General features: G+C 47.8%; 21 protein-coding genes. 6 read left to right on the top strand and 15 right to left on the bottom strand.

The annotated features are described in order from the left end of the window. Positions 1-53: 53 nt before the first annotated feature. From CXL14_RS05825 to CXL14_RS05805, 4 genes are all read right to left on the bottom strand, one after another. On the bottom strand, positions 54-818 hold the full coding sequence (locus CXL14_RS05825) for a tyrosine-protein phosphatase (RefSeq protein ID WP_014419068.1): 765 nt from the start codon (positions 816-818) through the stop codon (positions 54-56). A 45-nt stretch (positions 819-863) separates the two neighbouring features. Beyond that, positions 864-1,553 (bottom strand): CpsD/CapB family tyrosine-protein kinase, encoded by a 690-nt coding sequence (locus CXL14_RS05820; protein ID WP_014419069.1) that lies wholly within the window; start codon positions 1,551-1,553, stop codon positions 864-866. Then, the gene (locus tag CXL14_RS05815) at positions 1,540-2,286 is read right to left on the bottom strand and encodes a protein-tyrosine kinase activator TkmA (RefSeq protein WP_007407552.1); all 747 of its coding nucleotides are present in this window, start codon (positions 2,284-2,286) and stop codon (positions 1,540-1,542) included. Before CXL14_RS05815 ends, CXL14_RS05820 begins: the two co-directional genes overlap by 14 nt. A gap of 215 nt (positions 2,287-2,501) precedes the next feature. Next, a complete protein-coding gene (locus CXL14_RS05805; RefSeq protein WP_003151259.1) occupies positions 2,502-2,645 on the bottom strand; it encodes a YwzD family small protein in 144 nt (47 codons plus the stop codon). Between the two features lie 203 nt (positions 2,646-2,848). Between CXL14_RS05805 and CXL14_RS05800 the strand changes: the two genes are divergently transcribed. Both CXL14_RS05800 and CXL14_RS05795 read left to right on the top strand, forming a co-directional pair. Then, complete coding sequence (locus CXL14_RS05800; protein WP_014419070.1) at positions 2,849-4,459, top strand: SWIM zinc finger family protein; 1,611 nt, start codon at positions 2,849-2,851, stop codon at positions 4,457-4,459. Continuing rightward, a complete protein-coding gene (locus tag CXL14_RS05795) occupies positions 4,446-7,220 on the top strand; it encodes a DEAD/DEAH box helicase (RefSeq protein WP_101287728.1) in 2,775 nt (924 codons plus the stop codon). Before CXL14_RS05800 ends, CXL14_RS05795 begins: the two co-directional genes overlap by 14 nt. 112 nt (positions 7,221-7,332) lie before the next feature. Here CXL14_RS05795 and CXL14_RS05790 read toward each other — a convergent pair whose 3' ends face one another. From CXL14_RS05790 to CXL14_RS05775, 4 genes are all read right to left on the bottom strand, one after another. Next, a complete protein-coding gene (locus CXL14_RS05790; protein WP_014419072.1) occupies positions 7,333-8,190 on the bottom strand; it encodes a Cof-type HAD-IIB family hydrolase in 858 nt (285 codons plus the stop codon). Continuing rightward, positions 8,187-8,969 (bottom strand): transcriptional regulator GlcR, encoded by a 783-nt coding sequence (locus CXL14_RS05785; RefSeq protein WP_003151250.1) that lies wholly within the window; start codon positions 8,967-8,969, stop codon positions 8,187-8,189. Before CXL14_RS05785 ends, CXL14_RS05790 begins: the two co-directional genes overlap by 4 nt. A gap of 208 nt (positions 8,970-9,177) precedes the next feature. After that, positions 9,178-9,519 (bottom strand): single-stranded DNA-binding protein, encoded by a 342-nt coding sequence (locus CXL14_RS05780; protein ID WP_003151249.1) that lies wholly within the window; start codon positions 9,517-9,519, stop codon positions 9,178-9,180. Positions 9,520-9,616: 97 nt separating this feature from the next. Then, the gene (locus CXL14_RS05775; RefSeq protein ID WP_003151247.1) at positions 9,617-9,970 is read right to left on the bottom strand and encodes a hypothetical protein; all 354 of its coding nucleotides are present in this window, start codon (positions 9,968-9,970) and stop codon (positions 9,617-9,619) included. Positions 9,971-10,142: 172 nt separating this feature from the next. Here CXL14_RS05775 and CXL14_RS05770 point away from each other — a divergent pair, with 172 nt between their 5' ends. Beyond that, the gene (locus tag CXL14_RS05770) at positions 10,143-10,553 is read left to right on the top strand and encodes a YwpF-like family protein (RefSeq protein ID WP_007407558.1); all 411 of its coding nucleotides are present in this window, start codon (positions 10,143-10,145) and stop codon (positions 10,551-10,553) included. Positions 10,554-10,598: 45 nt separating this feature from the next. Here the strand turns inward: CXL14_RS05770 and mscL are convergent, their stop codons facing one another. Both mscL and fabZ read right to left on the bottom strand, forming a co-directional pair. Beyond that, positions 10,599-10,994, bottom strand: coding sequence for a large conductance mechanosensitive channel protein MscL (gene mscL / locus CXL14_RS05765; protein ID WP_014419073.1), 396 nt, complete (start codon positions 10,992-10,994; stop codon positions 10,599-10,601). Between the two features lie 56 nt (positions 10,995-11,050). Then, positions 11,051-11,476, bottom strand: a complete 426-nt coding sequence (fabZ, locus tag CXL14_RS05760) for a 3-hydroxyacyl-ACP dehydratase FabZ (protein WP_003151242.1) — start codon at positions 11,474-11,476, stop codon at positions 11,051-11,053. A 195-nt stretch (positions 11,477-11,671) separates the two neighbouring features. Here fabZ and CXL14_RS05755 point away from each other — a divergent pair, with 195 nt between their 5' ends. After that, on the top strand, positions 11,672-12,736 hold the full coding sequence (locus tag CXL14_RS05755) for a tetratricopeptide repeat protein (RefSeq protein WP_017418759.1): 1,065 nt from the start codon (positions 11,672-11,674) through the stop codon (positions 12,734-12,736). A 17-nt stretch (positions 12,737-12,753) separates the two neighbouring features. Here the strand turns inward: CXL14_RS05755 and CXL14_RS05750 are convergent, their stop codons facing one another. From CXL14_RS05750 to spoIIID, 4 genes are all read right to left on the bottom strand, one after another. Next, positions 12,754-13,575 (bottom strand): flagellar hook-basal body protein, encoded by an 822-nt coding sequence (locus CXL14_RS05750; RefSeq protein WP_088056562.1) that lies wholly within the window; start codon positions 13,573-13,575, stop codon positions 12,754-12,756. Positions 13,576-13,599: 24 nt separating this feature from the next. Then, complete coding sequence (locus CXL14_RS05745; protein WP_007614310.1) at positions 13,600-14,397, bottom strand: flagellar hook-basal body complex protein FlhO; 798 nt, start codon at positions 14,395-14,397, stop codon at positions 13,600-13,602. 159 nt (positions 14,398-14,556) lie between these two features. Next, entirely contained in the window at positions 14,557-15,558 is a 1,002-nt protein-coding gene (gene mbl, locus CXL14_RS05740; protein ID WP_003151237.1) for a cell shape-determining protein Mbl, read from the bottom strand. 180 nt (positions 15,559-15,738) lie between these two features. Next, on the bottom strand, positions 15,739-16,020 hold the full coding sequence (gene spoIIID, locus CXL14_RS05735) for a sporulation transcriptional regulator SpoIIID (protein ID WP_003151236.1): 282 nt from the start codon (positions 16,018-16,020) through the stop codon (positions 15,739-15,741). 331 nt (positions 16,021-16,351) lie between these two features. On the opposite strand from spoIIID, the gene CXL14_RS05730 reads away from it, so the two are divergent. Further along, positions 16,352-16,765 carry a MarR family winged helix-turn-helix transcriptional regulator gene (locus CXL14_RS05730; protein ID WP_007407562.1) on the top strand — a complete coding sequence of 138 codons (414 nt, stop codon included), beginning with the start codon at positions 16,352-16,354 and terminating at the stop codon, positions 16,763-16,765. Positions 16,766-16,789: 24 nt separating this feature from the next. After that, positions 16,790-17,986 carry an MFS transporter gene (locus CXL14_RS05725; protein WP_014419077.1) on the top strand — a complete coding sequence of 399 codons (1,197 nt, stop codon included), beginning with the start codon at positions 16,790-16,792 and terminating at the stop codon, positions 17,984-17,986. A 35-nt stretch (positions 17,987-18,021) separates the two neighbouring features. Here the strand turns inward: CXL14_RS05725 and CXL14_RS05720 are convergent, their stop codons facing one another. Further along, a complete protein-coding gene (locus CXL14_RS05720; RefSeq protein WP_014419078.1) occupies positions 18,022-19,476 on the bottom strand; it encodes an NCS1 family nucleobase:cation symporter-1 in 1,455 nt (484 codons plus the stop codon). Between the last annotated feature and the right edge of the window lie 134 nt (positions 19,477-19,610).

The raw sequence follows: 19,610 nt of genomic DNA, 5'->3' as shown, positions 1-19,610 counted from the left end.
TCATCTTGCAAAACAGCCGCTTACGCTTCATTTAAACGGGATGGAGACGACGATTAAAAAAGACCCCAGCGCTTACGGCGGGCCACAGGCAGCGGAGGTTCCTTATAAACGGCTTTGTTTTCAGCGAGAAGCGCCGCATTTTCCGTGAGCATGTAAATCAGCTCAGCCCCTGCTTCTTTTTTCAGAACGCCGAGCGCCTCCTGATAATAAAAATTTCTCGGTCCGAGATTATGGGCGTCAGATGCGAGAAAGTGGATCAAATTCGCTTCCATCAGCTGCAGCGAAAAGGATTTCGCTTTCCGCCCGAATACTCCGGCAATGCAGCCGGCCGTCACTTGGGCGGCCGCGCCTTTCTTCACAAGACTGTATAGAACGGAAGGGTTTTCGCGAATTTCCCTGTTCCGCTCCGGATGGGCGATGACGGGGACATATCCGTTCAGCTGCAGTTCATAAAACAGCCTTTCAGCGTAGGCCGGGACATGATCCGCCGGAAATTCCGCCAGCACATACTTCGTATCATGGAGCGGGACAAGCGAGCCGCTTTGAAGACCTGTCAGCAGATCTCCGTCTGTTCTGATTTCCTGGCCGGGCAGAACAGTCAGCGGAATGCCTTCCTTATTCAAACGTTTGTTTAACATGCTGACCGCTTCGTTGACCGTATGTCGGTCCGTGTCATAGCGGTATTTCACATGATGCGGCGTCGCGATGATCGTATCAATCCCCTGTCTGACCGCTTCTCTCGCCATCTTCAGGCTTTCTGTATCATCCGCCGCGCCGTCGTCTATGGAAGGAAGGATGTGACAATGGATATCTATCATATTTCAATCCCTCCTTAAAAAGAATGGACCGCGCCCATTATGACATTATTGTCCGTAATAGGCGTAGTCCGAGTGTTTCGTTTGTTTCTTCCCGTTCATCACGGCCCCAAGGAGCTTGCACGGGCAGTAATCGAGCGCTTCTTTCGCCTTGGCCGCTTTTTCCTTGTCCGTTTTCCCGCTTGAGATCACCATAATGGCCCCGTCAGTGTAGCTGCCTAATATTTTCGTATCGGCTACGGCCAAAACGGGAGGCGTATCCAAAATCACCTTATCATAAACTGCGGCAGCTTCTGACAGAAGATCTTTCATGGCACCCGTCGATAAAAGCTCCGCCGGATTGGGCGGGATCGGCCCGCTCGTTAAAATATCCAGGTTTGCTTCATCAGCCGGCAGGACGGCTTTCTGAAACGGCATCTGTTTTAACAGCAGTGACGTTAATCCGGTTCCGTTATCCAATTTGAAGGTGAAATGAACCGTCGGTTTGCGCAGATCCGCATCAATTAAAAGCACTTTTTTCCCCTGCTGTGCAAATACGACGGCAAGGTTGGCCGCGGTTGTCGATTTTCCTTCTTCCGGGCCGGCGGATGTAATCAAAAGGGACTTCACCTCCGTATCAACGGAAGAAAATTCAATGTTTGTGCGGATCGTGCGATATTGTTCTGAGTTGATGGATTTCGGCTCAGTCATCGCAATCACGCTTCGTTTTCCGGGTTTGTCTTTTTTACGCGTCAACATGTCCGCCCCCCGCTTGTTTGGTTTCCGCCATCCTCAAGTTTTTGGCAACGCTGTCTTTAGTACTGATTGAAGTAACCGTTCCCAGGATCGGGATGCCGAGCAGCGATTCCAGCTGTTCTTCCGATTTGATCGTATTATCCAGATGTTCCAGCAAAAAGGCGAGACCGATTCCGCCCAAAAGTCCGGCGGCAAACGCAATCGCGATGTTCAGCTTACGGTTAGGCTCTGCCGGTGACTGGCTGTCCGCCGCTTCGGCCTTTGAAAGGATGCTGACATTATCCACGTTCATGATGGCGGTGATCTTGTCCTGAAAAACGGCTGCAACCGCATTTGCCATAACGGCCGCCCGCTTAGCATCCGTATCCCTCACGGCAATCGTCACGACTTGTGAATCCTGCTCGCTGGACACCGTGATTTTCGATTCCAGCTCTTTCGAAGTCATGGACAGATGCAGCTGTTTAATCACTTCGTCGAGGATGACCGGGCTTTTGATGATGACATTATACGTGTTGATTAATTGGAGGTTGGTTTGAACGTCATTGAATTGGACTTCTTTTTGATTGTTTTTGGATTGGCTGACCAAAATTTGAGTTGAGTTTTCATAGACCGGCGTAAGAGCGAAGAAACTGATGAGTCCGCCTGCGGCAGATGCCGCCGCGGTAATAATAAGTATAAACAGCAGACGCTTTCTCAGTATTGCGAATATTTCCTTTATGCTTGTAGATTCTCCCATATAACCTCCATATCACTTTCCGCGTATTCCCATTCCCTCCAATGATCTTTTCCAATTACGATTATACAGCTTTAAACTGTCATTTCTAACCTTTTCAAATGACAAAATTCGACAAAAATAGACAATCACTTCAATCTGTTTTATTTTTGTAAGCGCTTTAAATACTGGTGTTACAGGAAGATTAAAAAATCCCGCGGCCAAGAGCCTGCGGGATTTTATGTTGCATATCCATTTTTAATATAAGAAATCAAATTCTCAAGCATTTCTTTTGTGGTCATCTCAGAGGACTGCTCACCGATGTCGTGCGCATGCATTAAAATCTTCAGAAACTCCTCTTGATCTAACTTCGTTTTCTTCATCATTCGTTTCCTTTCGGCTTCCATTAAATTGAAAACAAGATTATTATATGCTGTCGGGTGCTGTTTTGCAATCTCTAATACATCATTCGACACATTCGGGTTTTTATGTCCTTTTTTAGGAAAAACTTTTTCCGGGCCATGTGTTGCGATATAATAGAGGAATTGGAATCTTTTTATTTTGTGACTCGTTAGGAGCGATAATCATGCTTCAGGATATGATTGCTAAAGAAGATGTGCTCGCAGCGGCTGAACAGCTTAAAGAACTTCTTCCTTACAATGAAGACAATGTTCAGCTGATGAAGAAAGCACTCATTTTATATCGGCAGGATTCCGTCTATCGTATACAGGTTCAAACCCCGACAGAGATTTCCGCATATGTGCAGGATGTTGTGCCTGTAAGGGTCACGCTGAACTTATTTTTCATGGTGAAAAGCGGCTGCGCATGCCCGTCTGAGGCGATCTGCCGCCACGTGCTGGCCGTTTTTCTTTACGTATATGCCCAATTCGAGCGGGTCGGTACCTTTACCGAACATTGGCTGGAAAGAGAAAAGCTTGAGGAAAGCAGGGAGCTTGTCCGCCGGCAGTTTCAGGAAAAAGTGCTGCCGAATGAAGAGTCGCTGTCAAGCTGGCTCGCTTTTTTTGATTCGGAATTCTCGCTGTGGGAGGCGCGGACGCCGGCCGGAAGCCAGACGATGCAGGGCCTTTATTACGGCTATCTGTCAGCGCTCAAAAAACACGCCCCGAAAAAACCCGAGCTTAAAAGCTTATATCAGATTCATTCGGCGCTTGCCGTCTGGCTTCACATGTTCACTTTGATTGAGTCAGGCAGATTGGATGCCGAAAAAGATTATTACAGCATCAATCCATACGTGGAACAGCTGATGGATACGATTTATTCCTCCATTGACAGACTGAAAACGTACGCCTTGTCTTTTTCACTCGATCCTTTTTTAGACCGGACGCCCCCGGTGCTCCGCAGACTGCTTGTGAAAGAAGAGCTTTTTCAATACGAACGCCTCCGGGTATTCGGTGAAATGTGGAGCGCGCTTTTGAACCGGCCGAAATGGGTCGCGCGTGAACAGGAGATTCTCGCACAGGAAAGCGGGCGCCGTTTTTCGCCGGAAGTGCGGTTCGGACGGCTTCATCTGGCCTTTTTGCAAAAAGATGATGAAGCGGTCTTCCAAGATATGTCCCGCTTCCCTCCTGAAGCGCTGCCGTATACCTTTCAATGGCTCGGTGAACTCACCGCGAAAAAAGACTGGAAACGGCTGAAAACATGGTATGGCCGGATCGAACCGCTTGCCGTGAACTATACGAAGCTTGATAAGCCGTTTAAAGAAATGCGCGACATCATCGGAGAGCTGTTTGCGCTATTGGCGGATTATGCGCGGCACTCACGGGATGATCAGCTGTTTGAACGGTTTGCTTCCGGCTGCCTTCCCTATACCTTTACCGAATACAGCCAGTACCTGTACGAAAAACGGCGGTACGCGGAGTGGGTGGAGATTCACAGCCTCGTCGGTTTTTCCGTCTGGGAAATCGAAAAGGACATCCTGAAGGAAATTGCCGCCAGTGATCCGGAAGCGCTCATCCCCTCCTATCACCGGGCGGCGGCCTTTTTTATCGACCAAAAAAACCGCAGCGCCTATAAAGAGGCTGCACGCCATCTGAAAAAACTGCGGACGCTTTATAAAAAGGCAAAAAAACAGCAGGTATGGGAGCGGTATATCAGCCGGCTGAGCGCAAGTTACAAGAGGCTGCGCGCCCTTCAAGAAGAATTGCAGAAAGGAAAGTTGATTGATGGCGAGTCTTAAGGAAATTTTCATTCATGTAGAACAAATGGAAGATTGGACATTTACGCTGTCAAGCCATGATGAGAAGGAGCAGCCGCTTACTCTCAGTCAGATGAAGACTCATTTGTTCCAATGGCATGAGTCCACCTTTTACGGAACGTTTCTTGAAGACGTCAGCTTCATAGGCACTCCGGCCGTTCTGCTCAGCCCGTGGATGACCGTCGAGCTGCTCGGAAAAAACTCGTTCAATTCATTCAGCACCGTGCAGCTGACAAAGGAAACGGAACCATTAATCGAAGCGGCTTCGACGATATACGAATTTATTGCCGACGGCGATTTTCTTCCGGACTATGAGGCTTGGCAAAATGGCGTCCTGCGTTTCAAAGACCGCGAGCTTTTGCTGGAAGGCTTTACGGCAGACTGGTTCTCAGCCGCGGTCCAGGACTACATTCAGTACAATGATGACCTGCTGGAAAAATGGCGGCGGATCGAAACCCGTTCGCCGGCCGTTCATACGTTTAAAGGCTCCTTTTTGGATGAAGATGATTTTCTCGAGGGAATCGGCTGGCATGACGATCTGACGCCGTTTACCGTCGGGCTCCGATTAAACGAGCCTGATTTCGACGGTGACGACTGGAAAATCGAAATGTTTTTACGTGAGAAAAAAACCGGCTCCATCACCTTTTTTGACGGACTGAAGGGACTGAAAAAAGCGTGGCAGGCATACAGCGGAAAAATCGCGCGCGAACAGGACCGCTTCCGCAGAACGGTTCCCTGGCTTTCGTTTGATTCAGGAACGACGCTGATATCTGAAGAAGAGGCTTGGATCTTCTTATCGGAAGCGAGTGAGACGCTTGTCGATATGGGTGTGGAGATTCTTCTCCCATCATGGTGGCAGATTGTCCGGGACAGCAATATGATGCTCAAGGCGAAAGTGTCATCCTCCCCGCGGGGCGAGTCCTTCGTCGGCATGAACGCTCTGCTTGATTTCAACTGGAGATTCGCCACTAACGGAATTGAGCTGACAGAGGATGAATTCAATGAGCTCGTCGCAAACAACAGACGTCTCGTCAATATCCGCGGCCAATGGGTGAAAATTGATCCGCAATTTATTAAACAGATGAAAAAACTGATGGAAAAAGCGGAATCTGAGGGCCTCCACATGTCCGACGTGCTGGCGCGCGAACTGATGGATCACGGGGAAAACGGAGCCGAGGACACGGACATCATTGACTCATCGGCATTTGCCGGGATCAAGATCGAATTATCAAAGCATCTCAGAAGCCTGATCCGCAAACTGACGGAAGCCCGGGATCTGCCGGAACATGAAGTCAGCGCCGCGTTTCAGGGCCAGCTCCGCCCTTATCAGATGTACGGCATGAACTGGCTTCTGTTTTTACGGGAAAACGGCTTCGGCGCCTGTCTCGCAGATGACATGGGACTTGGAAAGACGATTCAGATGATCGCTTATTTTCTCCATGTGAAGGAAAGCGGCCGGCAAAAAGCGCCTGCCTTAATCATTGCACCGACATCGGTGCTCGGCAACTGGCAGCGTGAGCTCCAGACCTTCTCGCCGCAGCTGAAGGCCGTGCTTCATTACGGCCCCCGCAGGCCGAAGGGGGAAGCATTTGTCCCGGCCTATCAGGACGCGGACGTCGTTCTTGCTTCTTACGGCCTCTCGCACGCCGATCAGGAAGAGCTTTCTTCCGTGACATGGAGCACCATCTGCCTTGATGAAGCGCAAAATATTAAAAACGCGCATACGAAGCAGTCCCGCGCGATCAGAAAGCTGAAAGGCGTCCATCATATCGCGCTGAGCGGAACACCGATGGAAAACCGCCTGACAGAGCTTTGGTCGATCTTTGATTTTATGAACAAAGGCTATCTCGGCAGTCTGACCGGCTTTCATAAACGCTATGTGCTGCCGATTGAGAAAGACCGTGACGAAAAAAGAATCAACCAGCTTCAGCAGTTAATCCGGCCGTTTTTACTGCGCCGGACAAAACGGGATGAAGAAGTGGCGCTTAATCTTCCTGACAAGCTGGAACAAAAAGAGTTTATCCCGCTCTCAGCAGAACAGGCATCCCTTTATGAACAGCTTGTCAAAGATACATTTGAACATATGGCTTCTCTGACCGGGATGCAGCGGAAAGCGCTGATTCTGAGCATGCTCGGCCGCTTGAAACAAATATGCGACCATCCTGCGCTCTATTTGAAGGAAGAACAGACAGAGCTGTTAAACGGGAGATCCGTCAAACTGGAAAAGCTGCTTGATTTAATGGCGGCGATCCGCGGACAGGGGGAAAGCTGCCTCATTTTCACCCAATACATTCAGATGGGCAACATGATGAAGCGCCTCCTGGAAAAAGCATTCGGAGAACCGGTTCAGTTTTTAAACGGAAGCCTATCCAAGCAGGAACGCGATTCTCTCGTCGAACGGTTCCAGAAGAAAGAATACCCGACGCTGATTTTGTCACTGAAAGCGGGCGGAACCGGCCTGAACCTGACGGCTGCCAATCATGTCATTCACTATGACAGATGGTGGAATCCGGCGGTGGAAAACCAGGCGACCGACCGCGCCTACCGAATCGGCCAGGAACGGTTCGTCCATGTTCACAAACTCATTACGACGGGAACGATTGAAGAAAAAATTGATGCCATGCTCGAAACGAAACAAACGCTGAACGATCAGATTATCCAAAGTGAAAATTGGATTACCGAGCTGTCATCCGCTGAGCTTGAAGAATTATTCACCCTCAGCGCATCGGCGCAATCACATTAAACGCAAAAAGGCCGGCTCTCTCAGAAGAGCCGGTCTTTTATGTCGTCCTTACTGTTACGCCGCATTTGCCATGAATGCGTCACGCCAGTCATGAACAGTATCGCCATACCTTTCACAGTAAATTCCTGATCATATGCGCAACGCCGTTTTGATCATTTGTCAATGTAACGGCATCAGCGATCTCTTTAATATCTTCTCTCGCATTCCCCATCGCTATGCCTTTTCCGGCCGCCTGAAGCATTGAATAGTCATTTAAGCTGTCACCGACCGCGGCGGTTTCAGCCATCGGAATGCCGAGCTTTTGCGCCAGCCGTTTGAGCGCCTGCCCTTTAGAGGCGTTTCGAGACGCCAGTTCGAAGTTGTGGTCGGCAGAGCTGACAAGGGTGAGATCTTTCTGACCGCTGAATCGGTCCCAGCCCGCTTTCAGCTTCCGCTCATCAAACGAAAATCCGAGAATATTATAAAAATCCAGATGCTCTTCTTTCTCAAAGAGCTCACGGTATGAATGAATGTAAGCAAAGCCGGACTGGCTGTATTGCACTGAAGCCGCCTGTTCCAAAACGGAAAGATCGGTTTCCGGATTGGCGCTTTTCACCCGGTCCATTTCGATATCGAGCAGCTGCCTGCCGGTTTCAGGCGTATAGATGGCTTTGTTTGTAAACACCTCATAGTAATATTGATTCTCTTCAAGCCATGACAAAATGCCGCGGGCTCTTGTTTCTTCAATCGCATCACAGTGGTACAGGCTGCCGTCAGGAGCATGAATGGCGGCTCCGTTTGCGCTGATGACCCACGTTTTTATGCCGAGCGGTTCGAATATGGAATGCACGTCAAAATGCGCGCGTCCCGTGGAAACCACGATTTCAATTCCCGCTTGCCGGGCTTCCCTTAAAGCCCGCTCATTTTCATCGCTTACTTGATGACTGCTGTTCAGCAGTGTGCCGTCCAGATCTATGGCAATCAGTTTCACATGTCCTCATCCTCTTCTTCAGATTCAGTTACAAGCAATTCTACGCCGTGCCGGTCGAGCAGATCGCAAAAATCCTGATCAGGCAGCCGATCGGTAATCAGCAGGTCAACCTCGTGCAGGTCTGCATACTGATAAAAACTCGTACGGCCAAGCTTGGAGTGATCGCTCAGCGCAATCACCTGTTCCGCCTGTCGGATCATTTTACGCTTTACCATGCCGTCTTCTTCATGAGGTATCGTCAGGCCGTTTTCCGAGATGCCGACAACGCCGATCAGCACCTTATCGGCGTGATAATCCCCCAGTTTTTCTACGACGGAAGCCCCGTATAAAAACCGGTGTTCCTTCTGGAGCTTTCCGCCGAGCAGGTGAATATCAATTCCCTCTTTTGCGGAAAGGATATCGGCCTGATTGATCGAATTTGTAATAACAGTACAGCCGGTGACATTTAAATGCTCCGCGCAGGCCTGCACGGTTGTCGAGGTGTCCAGGATGATCCGGTCTCCTTTATGGATCAGGGATGCGGCCAGCTTGCCGATTTTGTTTTTCTCTTCAGAAACGGTTTTCAGCCGGCCCGAATAGCCCGGAACTTCCTGATTCACCGACGGCAGAATCGCGCCGCCCCGTGTTCTGATAATGGCCCCGCGCTCTTTCAGCTTTACAAGGTCCCTTCTTGCGGTATCTCTTGAAATATGAAGCAGCGAACATATCTGTTCAGCGGTGATCCGCCGATGCTGTTTCAAATATTCCATTATCGCAATCAGTCTTTCTTCTTGATACACGTCCTCATTCCCTTTTTCGTCACTTATCTGTAAGTAATTATAAGTTTTTATCCCGATATATTCAATGTTTTTAAGTATTCATAAGCGAAATCACTTCTTTTTAACCATTTTTTAGCTCCCGCACAAAAAAACCAGTCTTTCGACTGGCAAATGGGAAGGAGGTATTGCGGGGCCCGCTGAATGGCGGGAAATCGAGGAAAAAAGAATGCTATTCAGCCAGCGGCTCTTTCCGTTTTTGATCCATAAACCGAACGGTATCAGCCATGACCTCGGTCACATAAACTTTTACGCCGTCTGTCTTTTCATAGCTTCTCGTCTGGATTCTGCCGCTTACACCGACCATTGACCCTTTTTGGCAGTACAATGCCGTGTTTTCAGCGTTTTTTCTCCAGATGGTGCAGTTGACGAAGTCGGTTCCGGTTTCACCCGACGCGCTTTTAAAATTGCGGTTTACCGCCAGCGTAATATGCGCGACGGGAATGCCCGCTGATGTAAAACGGAGCTCCGGGTCTTTCGTCAACCGGCCGACAAGCATAACGTGGTTAAACAAGCCGTATCCTCCTCTCTTTTTCGAGGCTGGCTTCATTGTAGTACAAGGGCTCGTGAAAGCAAAAAGCGGAAAAAGCCGTTATCCGTTTAGGCTGCTCTTATGTTTTCGTTTTTCTTTCTGATAAAAAAAACTTTTGTTTTTGACCGCTTATGTAATATGTATTTTTGAGCAGCCGCGAGAAAAGTTTCGTTTTGAGCCAGTCTTTCTCAAACATGCGGACAAACTTTCCGCCGTCCCATGCGAACCAGTAAAAACTCAGCTTTTTATCAGTCAGTGAAAGCTGAATTTTATACTGTTCCATGCGGTCTTTTGTTTCATATAAAAAGACGACATTTCCCCTTCTGTTAAGATGCACCTCACAATCTTCCTTTTTGCATACCAAGTAGGAATGATCGTCTTTTCGCCTTGAACCGTCTTCTATATAGATTTCCTTCAGGCGCAATTGATTCATAAGCATCTCTCCATGACCATATTCTTTTACATTATAATGAAAAAATAGAAATGATTAAATGTTGACCGCCTACAAAAATGATGAAGCATGACTTACAGCATTTTCCCGGGAAAAATGATATGTGTTATAATAAATGAACGAAAAACATGGACAACAGGGGTGAAAATAAGAGATGAAAACCTTTAAACTGGTTGATCTGAATGTGGAACGTTTAGATAAAGACGATCAGCCGATTGAGCAGTTTCCCCTTTTAGACGGATTGATTATCAACAAAGAGGACGGAGAAAATCACTGGTTAATTGAAGCACTGGTCCCGGCCGAACACTTTTCTTTTTTTGACATGCTGATGAAAAGCCAGAAAGAAGCGAAGGTGTTTGTAACGATTACGAAAAAAAGCAACCGTCCCGCCCAGCTGACGGGAAGCATCAAAAATATCGTCGAGCTGGAAAGAAGTATACAAGTTTTAATTTACGGTCAAATGGTGTCAAGAAACCACCCCGGATCAGAAAGCATTCTGGAGTCGCTCGTGAAAGAAGGCTACTCGGGCAGCCGGCTGATTGAAGCGTTTAAACAAAAATTATAATCATGAAAAAGGCCGGACGTTAATCATCCAGCCTTTTTTTGTGCCTTAGTCATTGTGAGGAGCCCGCTGTTTCAGCAGATCTCTGATTTCAGTCAGCAGTTCTGTCTGCTGATCTGTTTCCTCGGCTTCTTCAGCCTCTTCTTCTGCTTCTTTTTTACGTCTCAGCTTGCCTATTGTGCGGATCACGATAAAAATAGAAAATGAAATAATGAAGAAGTTCACAATCGTTTGAATGAAGCTTCCGTACTTGATATGAGCCTCGCCGAATGTCACGGCCAGCCCTGAAAAGTCAAGACCGCCAAGAAGCAGGCCGACAAGCGGCATGATGATGTCTTCAACGAGCGACGTCACGATTTTGCCGAAAGCGCCGCCGATGACGACACCGATTGCCAGATCCATGATATTGCCCCGCATCGCAAAGCTTTTAAATTCTGACCACATTAGATTCACCCCTTTCTATACAAAATGGGCTTTTTTATAAGCCCATTTGTTTGTTTTTATTCTCCGAGCGCAAAAGTTAATTCAGCTTCACACACGAGCTCGCCGTCAACTTTGGCAACGCCTTTGCCGCGTCCGATCGTACCGCGCGCGCGGGTAATATCAACCTCAAGCTCCAGCTTGTCACCCGGTTTTACCTGCTTTTTGAAACGGCAGTTATCAATCCCCGCAAAAAATGCGAGTCTGCCCCGGTTTTCTTCTTTAATCAGCATCGCAACCGCTCCGACCTGCGCCAAAGCCTCTACGATTAATACGCCAGGCATAACAGGGTATTCAGGAAAATGGCCATTGAAAAAATCTTCATTCGCCGTCACATTTTTATATCCCGCCGCCCGTTTTCCTTCTTCGACTTCCGTAATTCTGTCTACCAGAAGAAACGGATAGCGATGGGGAATAATTTCTTTAATTTGCTGAGTATCAAGCATTCTCTTGACATCTCCTTCATCGACAATAGTATGTATAGAAGGTATATGTGGCAACCAATCTGTACATTTGGAAGTATATTATGAATCAATTTCTTTTTCAACCGCGCTGTAAACTGTAACCAGCTGGCAATGAGCCTCGTCCATTAATGTGTTATGATAAATAAAGATTTTTACCCTATGCAAAGAGGTTGGAAGATGATTGCTAAGTTTACTGAAAAACGTACGCGGGTGATGCTGAATGAGTGGTATGACGCCATGGGAAAACGCCAATTCGATCTAGCCCGTTCCCTTCACGAACAAATCAATCAGCATCTCCCCAAATTACAAAAGAATGCAAAGCTCAAACTCAGATATCAGCTGTTTTTCGCACGGTTTCAGCTGCTGTTTGAGAAAAAAGACGGTCTGAATAAGCTGTTCTGCGAGCTGAAGCGGCGCAAAGATGAGATGGATCATGAATTAACTTATTATTTCTATTTTTTCAAAGGGTTATTCCATATGGTGAATGGCGCTCCGAACCGTGCTGTCTGCCGCTTTAAAGAGGCTGAACAGTACCTGCCGGCCATACAGGACCGTTTCGAAGCCGCTGAATTTTATTATAAAACAGCGGGTGCATATTACATGATGAAGTCGCCTGCGCTCTCCATTCAATATGTCAATAAAGCGCTGGAAATCTATCAAGATGAAGCCGGCTACATCAAAAAAACGCTCAGCTGCCGGCTGCTTCTCGCCGTGAATTATATAGACGAGGCACGCTATGAAGACGCAGAACAGCTCTTTAATGAATCCATAAAGATAACGGACCGGATCAATGACAATAACCTGCTGTGCCATGCCTATTATAATTTTGGTTTTTTAAAGACCGCCCAGAAAAAAGATAAAGAGGCCCTCCCTTTTTACAAAAAGGTATTGGGCAATCAGCGTTTCGAGAAAGAGTCTCCCGTTTCCTACCTGCATTGTGTATACGAAGCGGTCAGAGCACTTTTTAAAACCGGATCTGCCGCCGAAGGACAAACCGTGCTGCAGAAAGGTTTATACATATCTGAAAAAGTGCAGAACAAGATTATGAAATTGAAGCTGACCGCGCTCAACATACTGTACACCGCTCAGGAGGACCCGTACGACCGATTGCAGAAGCTTGTGCTGGAGCTGCAGAAAATTGAAGCGTGGGTGGATTTGGAAGTGCTGCTTCAGGATATTACTGATTACTACAAAAAAAAGGGCGATTTTGAGAAAGCCGCATTTTTTATCATGCGCGGCTGATCAAAACGCCCCTTCTTTTATCTGACTGAGTTGATTAAGCCCAGCATTTGGTCTCCCAATGTAATCGTGCGGCTGTTCAGCTGATAGGAACGCTGAGACACGATTAAGTCGGTCATTTCTTTTGACATATCGACATTTGAACTTTCAAGCGCGCCCTGCTCCAGGCCGATTGCCTGCCGGTTTGCGCCGGTAAGCTCTTCAATCGCTGAAGCCCCCGCGCCGTTTACGGAAAACAGATTATCCCCTTCCGCATGAAGCGCCTGAGGATTATTGACATTGACGATGCCGAGATTAAACGTCTGCGAACGGGTTCCCGCCTGGTCTGAAGCAGTCAGCGTTCCGGTTTTGCTGATTTTCAGCTGATTCAGCGAACTGTCAATTTGTATGGGCTGACCGTTCTCATCGAGAATGGGATTGCCTCCCGCTGTCATCAGCTGAAGCAGCCGGTCATTTCCGCCGGCCGGCTTGAGGGAAAGTGAGCCGTCCCTTGTATACACCCGCCGTCCGTCCGCTTCTGCCTGAAGATATTGATAAGGTGATGTGAACGCGATATCAAGGTCACGGTCGGTTTTTTTGATGCTTCCCTGCCCTGAGTCCAGCTGCGGGGTCATGACCGTTCCGGCGCCGAGACGCAGGCCGGGCGGCGTTTTCCGCATGTCCGGCGAATTTTCCTTTTTGTCATCTATATGGTCATACTGCTGTCTGATCAGCTCGGAAAAGCGGGAGTCCCTCGCTTTATAGCCTGTCGTATCACTGTTTGAAAGGTTGCTGCTGACTGTATCCATCTGCTGCTGAAGCTGATTTAAGGCTGTTGAAGCCGTCAGCATTGATCTGAGCATCATAATTGAACGTCCCCCATTTTGTTACACTTTGCCGATTTCATTTGCGGCTTTATCCATGCTTTTATCGTAAGCCTGAATGACTTTCTGATTGGCTTCAAATGATCTGTATGCTTCCGTCATTTCTGTATACGTGCTCGTCACGTCCACGTTCGAAAGCTCCGAGACGCCTTGCTTTAATGAATATGAGACTTGGGGATTCGCCGCCGCGCTCGGCAGTTCAGAGCCGTCGGCCGTGCTGTATAGGTCATTGCCGTCCCGTTTCAGATTGCGCACGTCTTCTTCCATTCTGATATCAATCTGCCCCGCCGGCCGGCCGTTTGTCGTGACCGTTCCGTTTTCTGATACGGTGAATTTTTCATTGTCGACTGTAATCGGCTGTCCGTTTGTTGATAACACAAGGTTTCCGTTTATCGTAAGCTGATTGTTTTCATTTAATGAGAAAGTGCTGCTTTTTGAATAGCGGACGCCTCCCGCGGTCTGCACGGGATAAAACAGCTCGGCGTTTTCATTCGTTTCGGCATTCTTGGGAACCTGATTCTCCATCAGCGCGATATCCGTCGGCTGATCGGTCGTTTTCAGGCTTCCCTGCGTAAACAACGGTTTCAGCTCCTGCATGTATACGCCTGTGTTGACGGAGCCGATTTTCGTTTTTTTATCGCCTTCTATTCGGCTCAGAAGCATCTCGGGAAAGGCGCGGATTGAACCTTGATCCTCTTTGTACCCTGATGTATTCGCGTTTGCGATGTTATTTGACAGCATTTCCGTTCTTCTCTGCTGTGTAATCATTGCGGACGTTGCGGTATATAATCCTTTTAACAAGTCTTCCACCTCTGAAATAGCATTATTTCCAGTTGCCTCACCGGAACATTTGTTCTATAATGAAAATCAGCATTTTTTCTTATTATCGGATTTACATTCCCGTTCGTGAAGGGTTTGACAGAAAAAAACCCCATTCTTTTTCAGAATGAGGTTTTATCATCAGCTCAGTTTGCGTTTTGGAAGCTTGTCCATGTTATCCAGCATGACGCCGGTTCCGACCGCAACACAATCCATCGGGTTCTCAGCGACAAGAACAGGCACCCTCAGCTCTTCGGCAAGAAGCTGGTCAAGCCCGTTTAACAGCGCTCCCCCGCCGGTAATGATAACGCCGCGGTCGATGATGTCAGCGGACAATTCAGGCGGTGTTCTTTCAAGAACCTGCTTGGCGGCCTGCACAATGACGGCAACTGATTCACGAAGGGCTTCTTCTACTTCTTTGCTGTTTACTGTAATCGTTCTCGGCAGACCGGAAACCATGTCACGGCCGCGGATGGTGATTTCTTCATGACGTGCGTCTGGGAAAACCGTTGCGACCTTCACCTTAATATCTTCAGCGGTACGTTCACCGATCAGCAGCTTATACTCGCGTTTGATATAATTTAAGATTTCCATGTCAAACTTGTCCCCAGCCATCTTAATAGAAGAGGAGGTGACAATATCGCCCATAGAAATAACTGCGATATCTGTCGTACCGCCTCCGATGTCAACAACCATGTTACCGCTCGGCTGGAAGATTTCCATACCCGCGCCGATAGCGGCAACTTTCGGTTCTTCTTCAAGGTACACATGCTTTCCGCCGCTTTTTTCAGCTGCTTCTTTAATCGCTTTTTGCTCAACGGATGTAATATTCGTCGGGCAGCAGATCAGCATGCGCGGTTTTGAGAAAAGTCCTTTTACATTCAGCTTATTAATGAAATGTTTCAGCATGGCTTCTGTTACTTCGAAGTCTGCGATTACGCCGTCTTTCAGCGGACGGATCGCAACAATATTCCCAGGTGTACGTCCAACCATTCGTCTGGCTTCTTCACCGACAGCCAGCACTTTGCCGCTGTTTTTATCAAGTGCCACAACGGAAGGCTCATTCAGAACAATTCCTTTTCCTTTTACATGGATCAGTACATTTGCAGTACCGAGGTCAATTCCAATATCCCTTGCAAACATCTATTTATATCCTCCTTGATATCTGTTTCACAGTAAAATATCCACATTGTGCCCTAATTATATATATTATCATAATTTATCAAAAAAAAGCTGCTGAACGATATAAGTTCTTGACAAAATTTTGCGGATATTCGCGAAACCGCCCGGGAGGAGAAAAAAGGGCCCGGCAGACGTCAGGCGCTACGGCTGCTGAACGGGCTCCCCTTCAAGAATTTCATCCTTCTTGTACTTTAATTTCGTCGCCTCTCCCCCTCTTAAATGTCTGATGGATTTATGATAATCGAGTATTTCTTTTACTTCATTCGCCAAGTCAGGATTAATTTCAGGCAGGCGCTCTGTCAGATCTTTGTGTACGGTACTTTTGGAAACACCAAACTCTTTCGCAATGACACGAACGGTTTTTTTCGTCTCCACGATATACTTACCAATCTTGATTGTTCGCTCTTTGATGTAATCGTGCACACCACTCGACCTCCCCAGTTGGATGTGAGAAGTGTGAAATGAGATCCGTATTCTGTAACAGATTCACTGATGATGCAGCTTCTTCGTTGTCCGATTATATAAGAAGGTTTTAGAAATATGCCCACGATCCCTCACCTCAAACACTCTCTTTGATAGGTTTGTAACAGTGTATTAGCAATGAATTGGGAATATGCTAAAAACTCAATAAGGACAAGGGGCGGGTCATAATTTTCTGCTTTTTGAACGGGGGGTTTACATCCGCGCGATCCTGCTGTAGAATGAAACAGCACAATTAGTTACTTAGGTAAGTTTTTTGAAAAGGAGAACGGAAATGATCCACGTCAACAGACGCCTCATTCATCAAATCAATCAATGCGCCCGCCTGATTACGAAGAAAGCCAATGAACGGCTGGAACCATTCGGCCTGTACTCCTCTCAATGGTCAATCCTATATTGCTTAAAAACGATCGGACCGATGACCCAAAAAGAAATCTGGTCCTATCTGAACGTAGAGGCGCCGACCGTTACCAGAACGATCAAACGCCTTGAAGAAAACGGCTGGATTCAGCGGGAACAGGGAGAAGACAAGCGGGAAAAGCTCGTCGTCCTGACGAAGGAAGCTGAATTGAAATACGACAGCATCAATCAAGAGATGCTGAAGTTCGAGGAAGACATGCTTGCGGATTTCCAAGATGGAGATAAGGAAGCTTTTTCTGAGTTTCTGAATGTGTTTTTAACGAAATAGAAAAGAAAGGGAAGTGCTGTACTTTTGAGTAAATCTGACTCGATCTGGACCAAAGATTTTATTATGGTCGTACTCGTGAATTTATTTGTCTTTGTGTTCTTTTATACATTTTTGGCCGTGCTGCCTATCTATATGATTCAGGAGCTTGGCGGCAGTGAATCGCAAGGAGGGCTTTTGATCAGCCTGTTCCTGTTATCTGCTATTATCACCCGTCCTTTTTCAGGGGCGATTATTGAACGGTTCGGCAAGAAAAGAATGACGATTGTATCCTTGGCGCTGTTCGCCCTGTCTTCTTATCTGTATTTGCCGATACACAATTTCTATCTGCTGCTCGGACTGCGTTTTTTCCAAGGCATCTGGTTCAGCATTTTAACGACGGTTACGGGCGCAATTGCCGCTGACATTATTCCCGCCAAGCGGCGCGGCGAGGGGCTCGGTTATTTTGCGATGTCTATGAACCTTGCCATGGCGATCGGTCCTTTTCTCGGGCTGAGCCTTGTGAAAGTCATTTCGTTCCCGGTTTTCTTTACGATTTTTGCCGTATTTGTTTCTTTAGGCTTGCTGATTGCTTTTATGATTCGTGTGCCGGATCAAAACAACAGCGGAACGACTGTCTTCCGTTTTTCTTTCTCCGACATGTTTGAAAAAGGCGCGCTTAAAATCGCGATTGTCGGGTTGTCCATTTCTTTCTGTTATTCAAGTGTGACTTCATATTTATCCGTTTATGCCAAGACGATCCACCTGTTGGATGTCAGCGGCTATTTCTTCGTCTGTTTCGCAGTGACGATGATGGCCGCCCGTCCTTTCACAGGAAAGCTGTTTGACAGAGTGGGGCCGGGAATCGTCATCTATCCGTCGATTATCGTGTTCTCCGCGGGGCTTTGCATGCTGGCGATGACAAACAGCGCCCTCATGCTTCTCTTGTCCGGAGCCGTAATCGGTCTCGGATACGGCTCGATCGTACCGTGTATGCAGACGCTGGCGATTCAGAACTCGCCCGGACACCGTTCAGGCTTTGCGACGGCTACCTTCTTCACTTTCTTTGACAGCGGGATTGCCGGCGGGTCATATGTATTCGGCCTCTTCGTCGCTTCGGCCGGATTCCATTCGATTTATCTGGCAGCGGGGCTGTTCGTCCTGATTGCTTTACTCCTGTATGGCTGGAGCCAGAAAAAAAGAACGCCGCTTGAAGCGGACGGAAACGTTTCAATCGCAGACTGATATGACAAAAAGCCGGGGGCAGCCCCCGGCTTTTTTTATTCGGCCGCTCTTTCCCGCACGATTCGTCCCGCCGCTTTTACATAAGGAGGATGAATATACATAAGCGCCGTATAACCGAGACATGACAAAATGACACCCGCAAACCAGGAAATATCATAGATGCCGGCGAACGCCGGGACGTACATCCCGATTAAAGAAATAAACGCGCCGAGAAAAGTCGCGGCAAAGGCCCGGTAATTATAGCCTTTGTAATAAGTGTATTGTCCGGTTTCCGAATAAAGGTCTTCAACTGAGAGCTGCCTTTTTCTGATGATAAAATAATCAGCCATCATCACCCCGGCCACCGGTCCGAGCATCCCGCCGATGAGTCCGAGAAACGCATAAACATTCGTGGCGCTCTCCATCAGCTTCCACGGTATTGTGAACAGAGCCAAAACGGCGGTCAAATACCCTCCCCTCCTGAATGTAATATACTTCGGCAGGACATTCGCCAAGTCATAGGCCGGTGACACGATGTTTGCCGCCACGTTAACCGAGACGGCGGCGATGCAAAGTGTGATGACCGAAAGAGCGATAACAAAAGGATTATCAAACCGGGCCAAAATCTCCACCACATCCCAAATCGGTTCTCCGAATGCTACCTGTGATCCGGATGTCACTGTAATGCTCGCAAACGCGAACAGCGCAAACGTTCCCGGCAGGCCGTAAAACTGGCCGCGAATCTGTTCTTTTTGCGACGCAGCGAACCGGGTGAAGTCAGGAATATTCAAAATCAATGTCGCCCATATCCCGATAATGCCCGTCACTCCGGCGGCAAACGGCCAAAACGTTTCAGAAAATGTATGGAACTTTCCCGGCTGTGAGTAAATCGGTCCGAGCCCGCCGGCAATATCTATCGCCCACCAGACCATGCCGCCGAAGACGAGATAAACAAGCGGACCCGCCCACACTTCAAATTTTTTGATTGATTCCATGCCGTGCCGCAGCACAAGCAGATGAATGCCCCAAAAGAAAATGAACGACAGAAAGCCCGGCAGATGAAGCCCAAATATATTCCAATCTCCGCCGAGACTCCCCCAGCCCGGCCATATATTCAAAAGCAGAATGTGCAAAGCCGTGCTCCCGGCAAATGTTTGAATTCCGAGCCACATAATGGCTGTAAACGCCCTGAGAAGCGCCGGAATGTTAGCGCCGTATATTCCGTAAGAAGCCCTGATAATGACCGGAAAAGGCAGTCCGTATTTCGTTCCGGCATGGCCGTTCAAGGCCAAAGCGGCGAACAAAATGAGTGACGCCGTCACGATAATGGCGAGCACCTGCCACGGAGAAAGACCGATCGCAATGAGCCCGCCCACAGTCGCATAGGTCGGGATATTATGAATACAGCCCATCCAGATGGATGCAAAATTCACCGCTTTCCATGTCCGTTCGCCGTCTTCTAAAGGCAGTAAATCTTTGTTGCTTAGCCGATCACTCGTTGTTTTTTTCATTTTCTCCCTCCCACATGTACGTTTTCCTTACATCACATGTGAAAAAATATAACTGAAAATTCCGTAAATAACATTGGTCGCTGTCGACAATAATCGTTTTAATTTTTGAGCACATTACACAAAAAAAGAGACGG

This window comes from Bacillus sp. SJ-10 (genome assembly GCF_002843505.1).
GTDB lineage: Bacteria > Bacillota > Bacilli > Bacillales > Bacillaceae > Bacillus > Bacillus velezensis.
The sequence above is the reverse complement of the archived record's forward strand: the minus strand, read 5'-3'. Positions and strand labels throughout refer to the sequence as shown.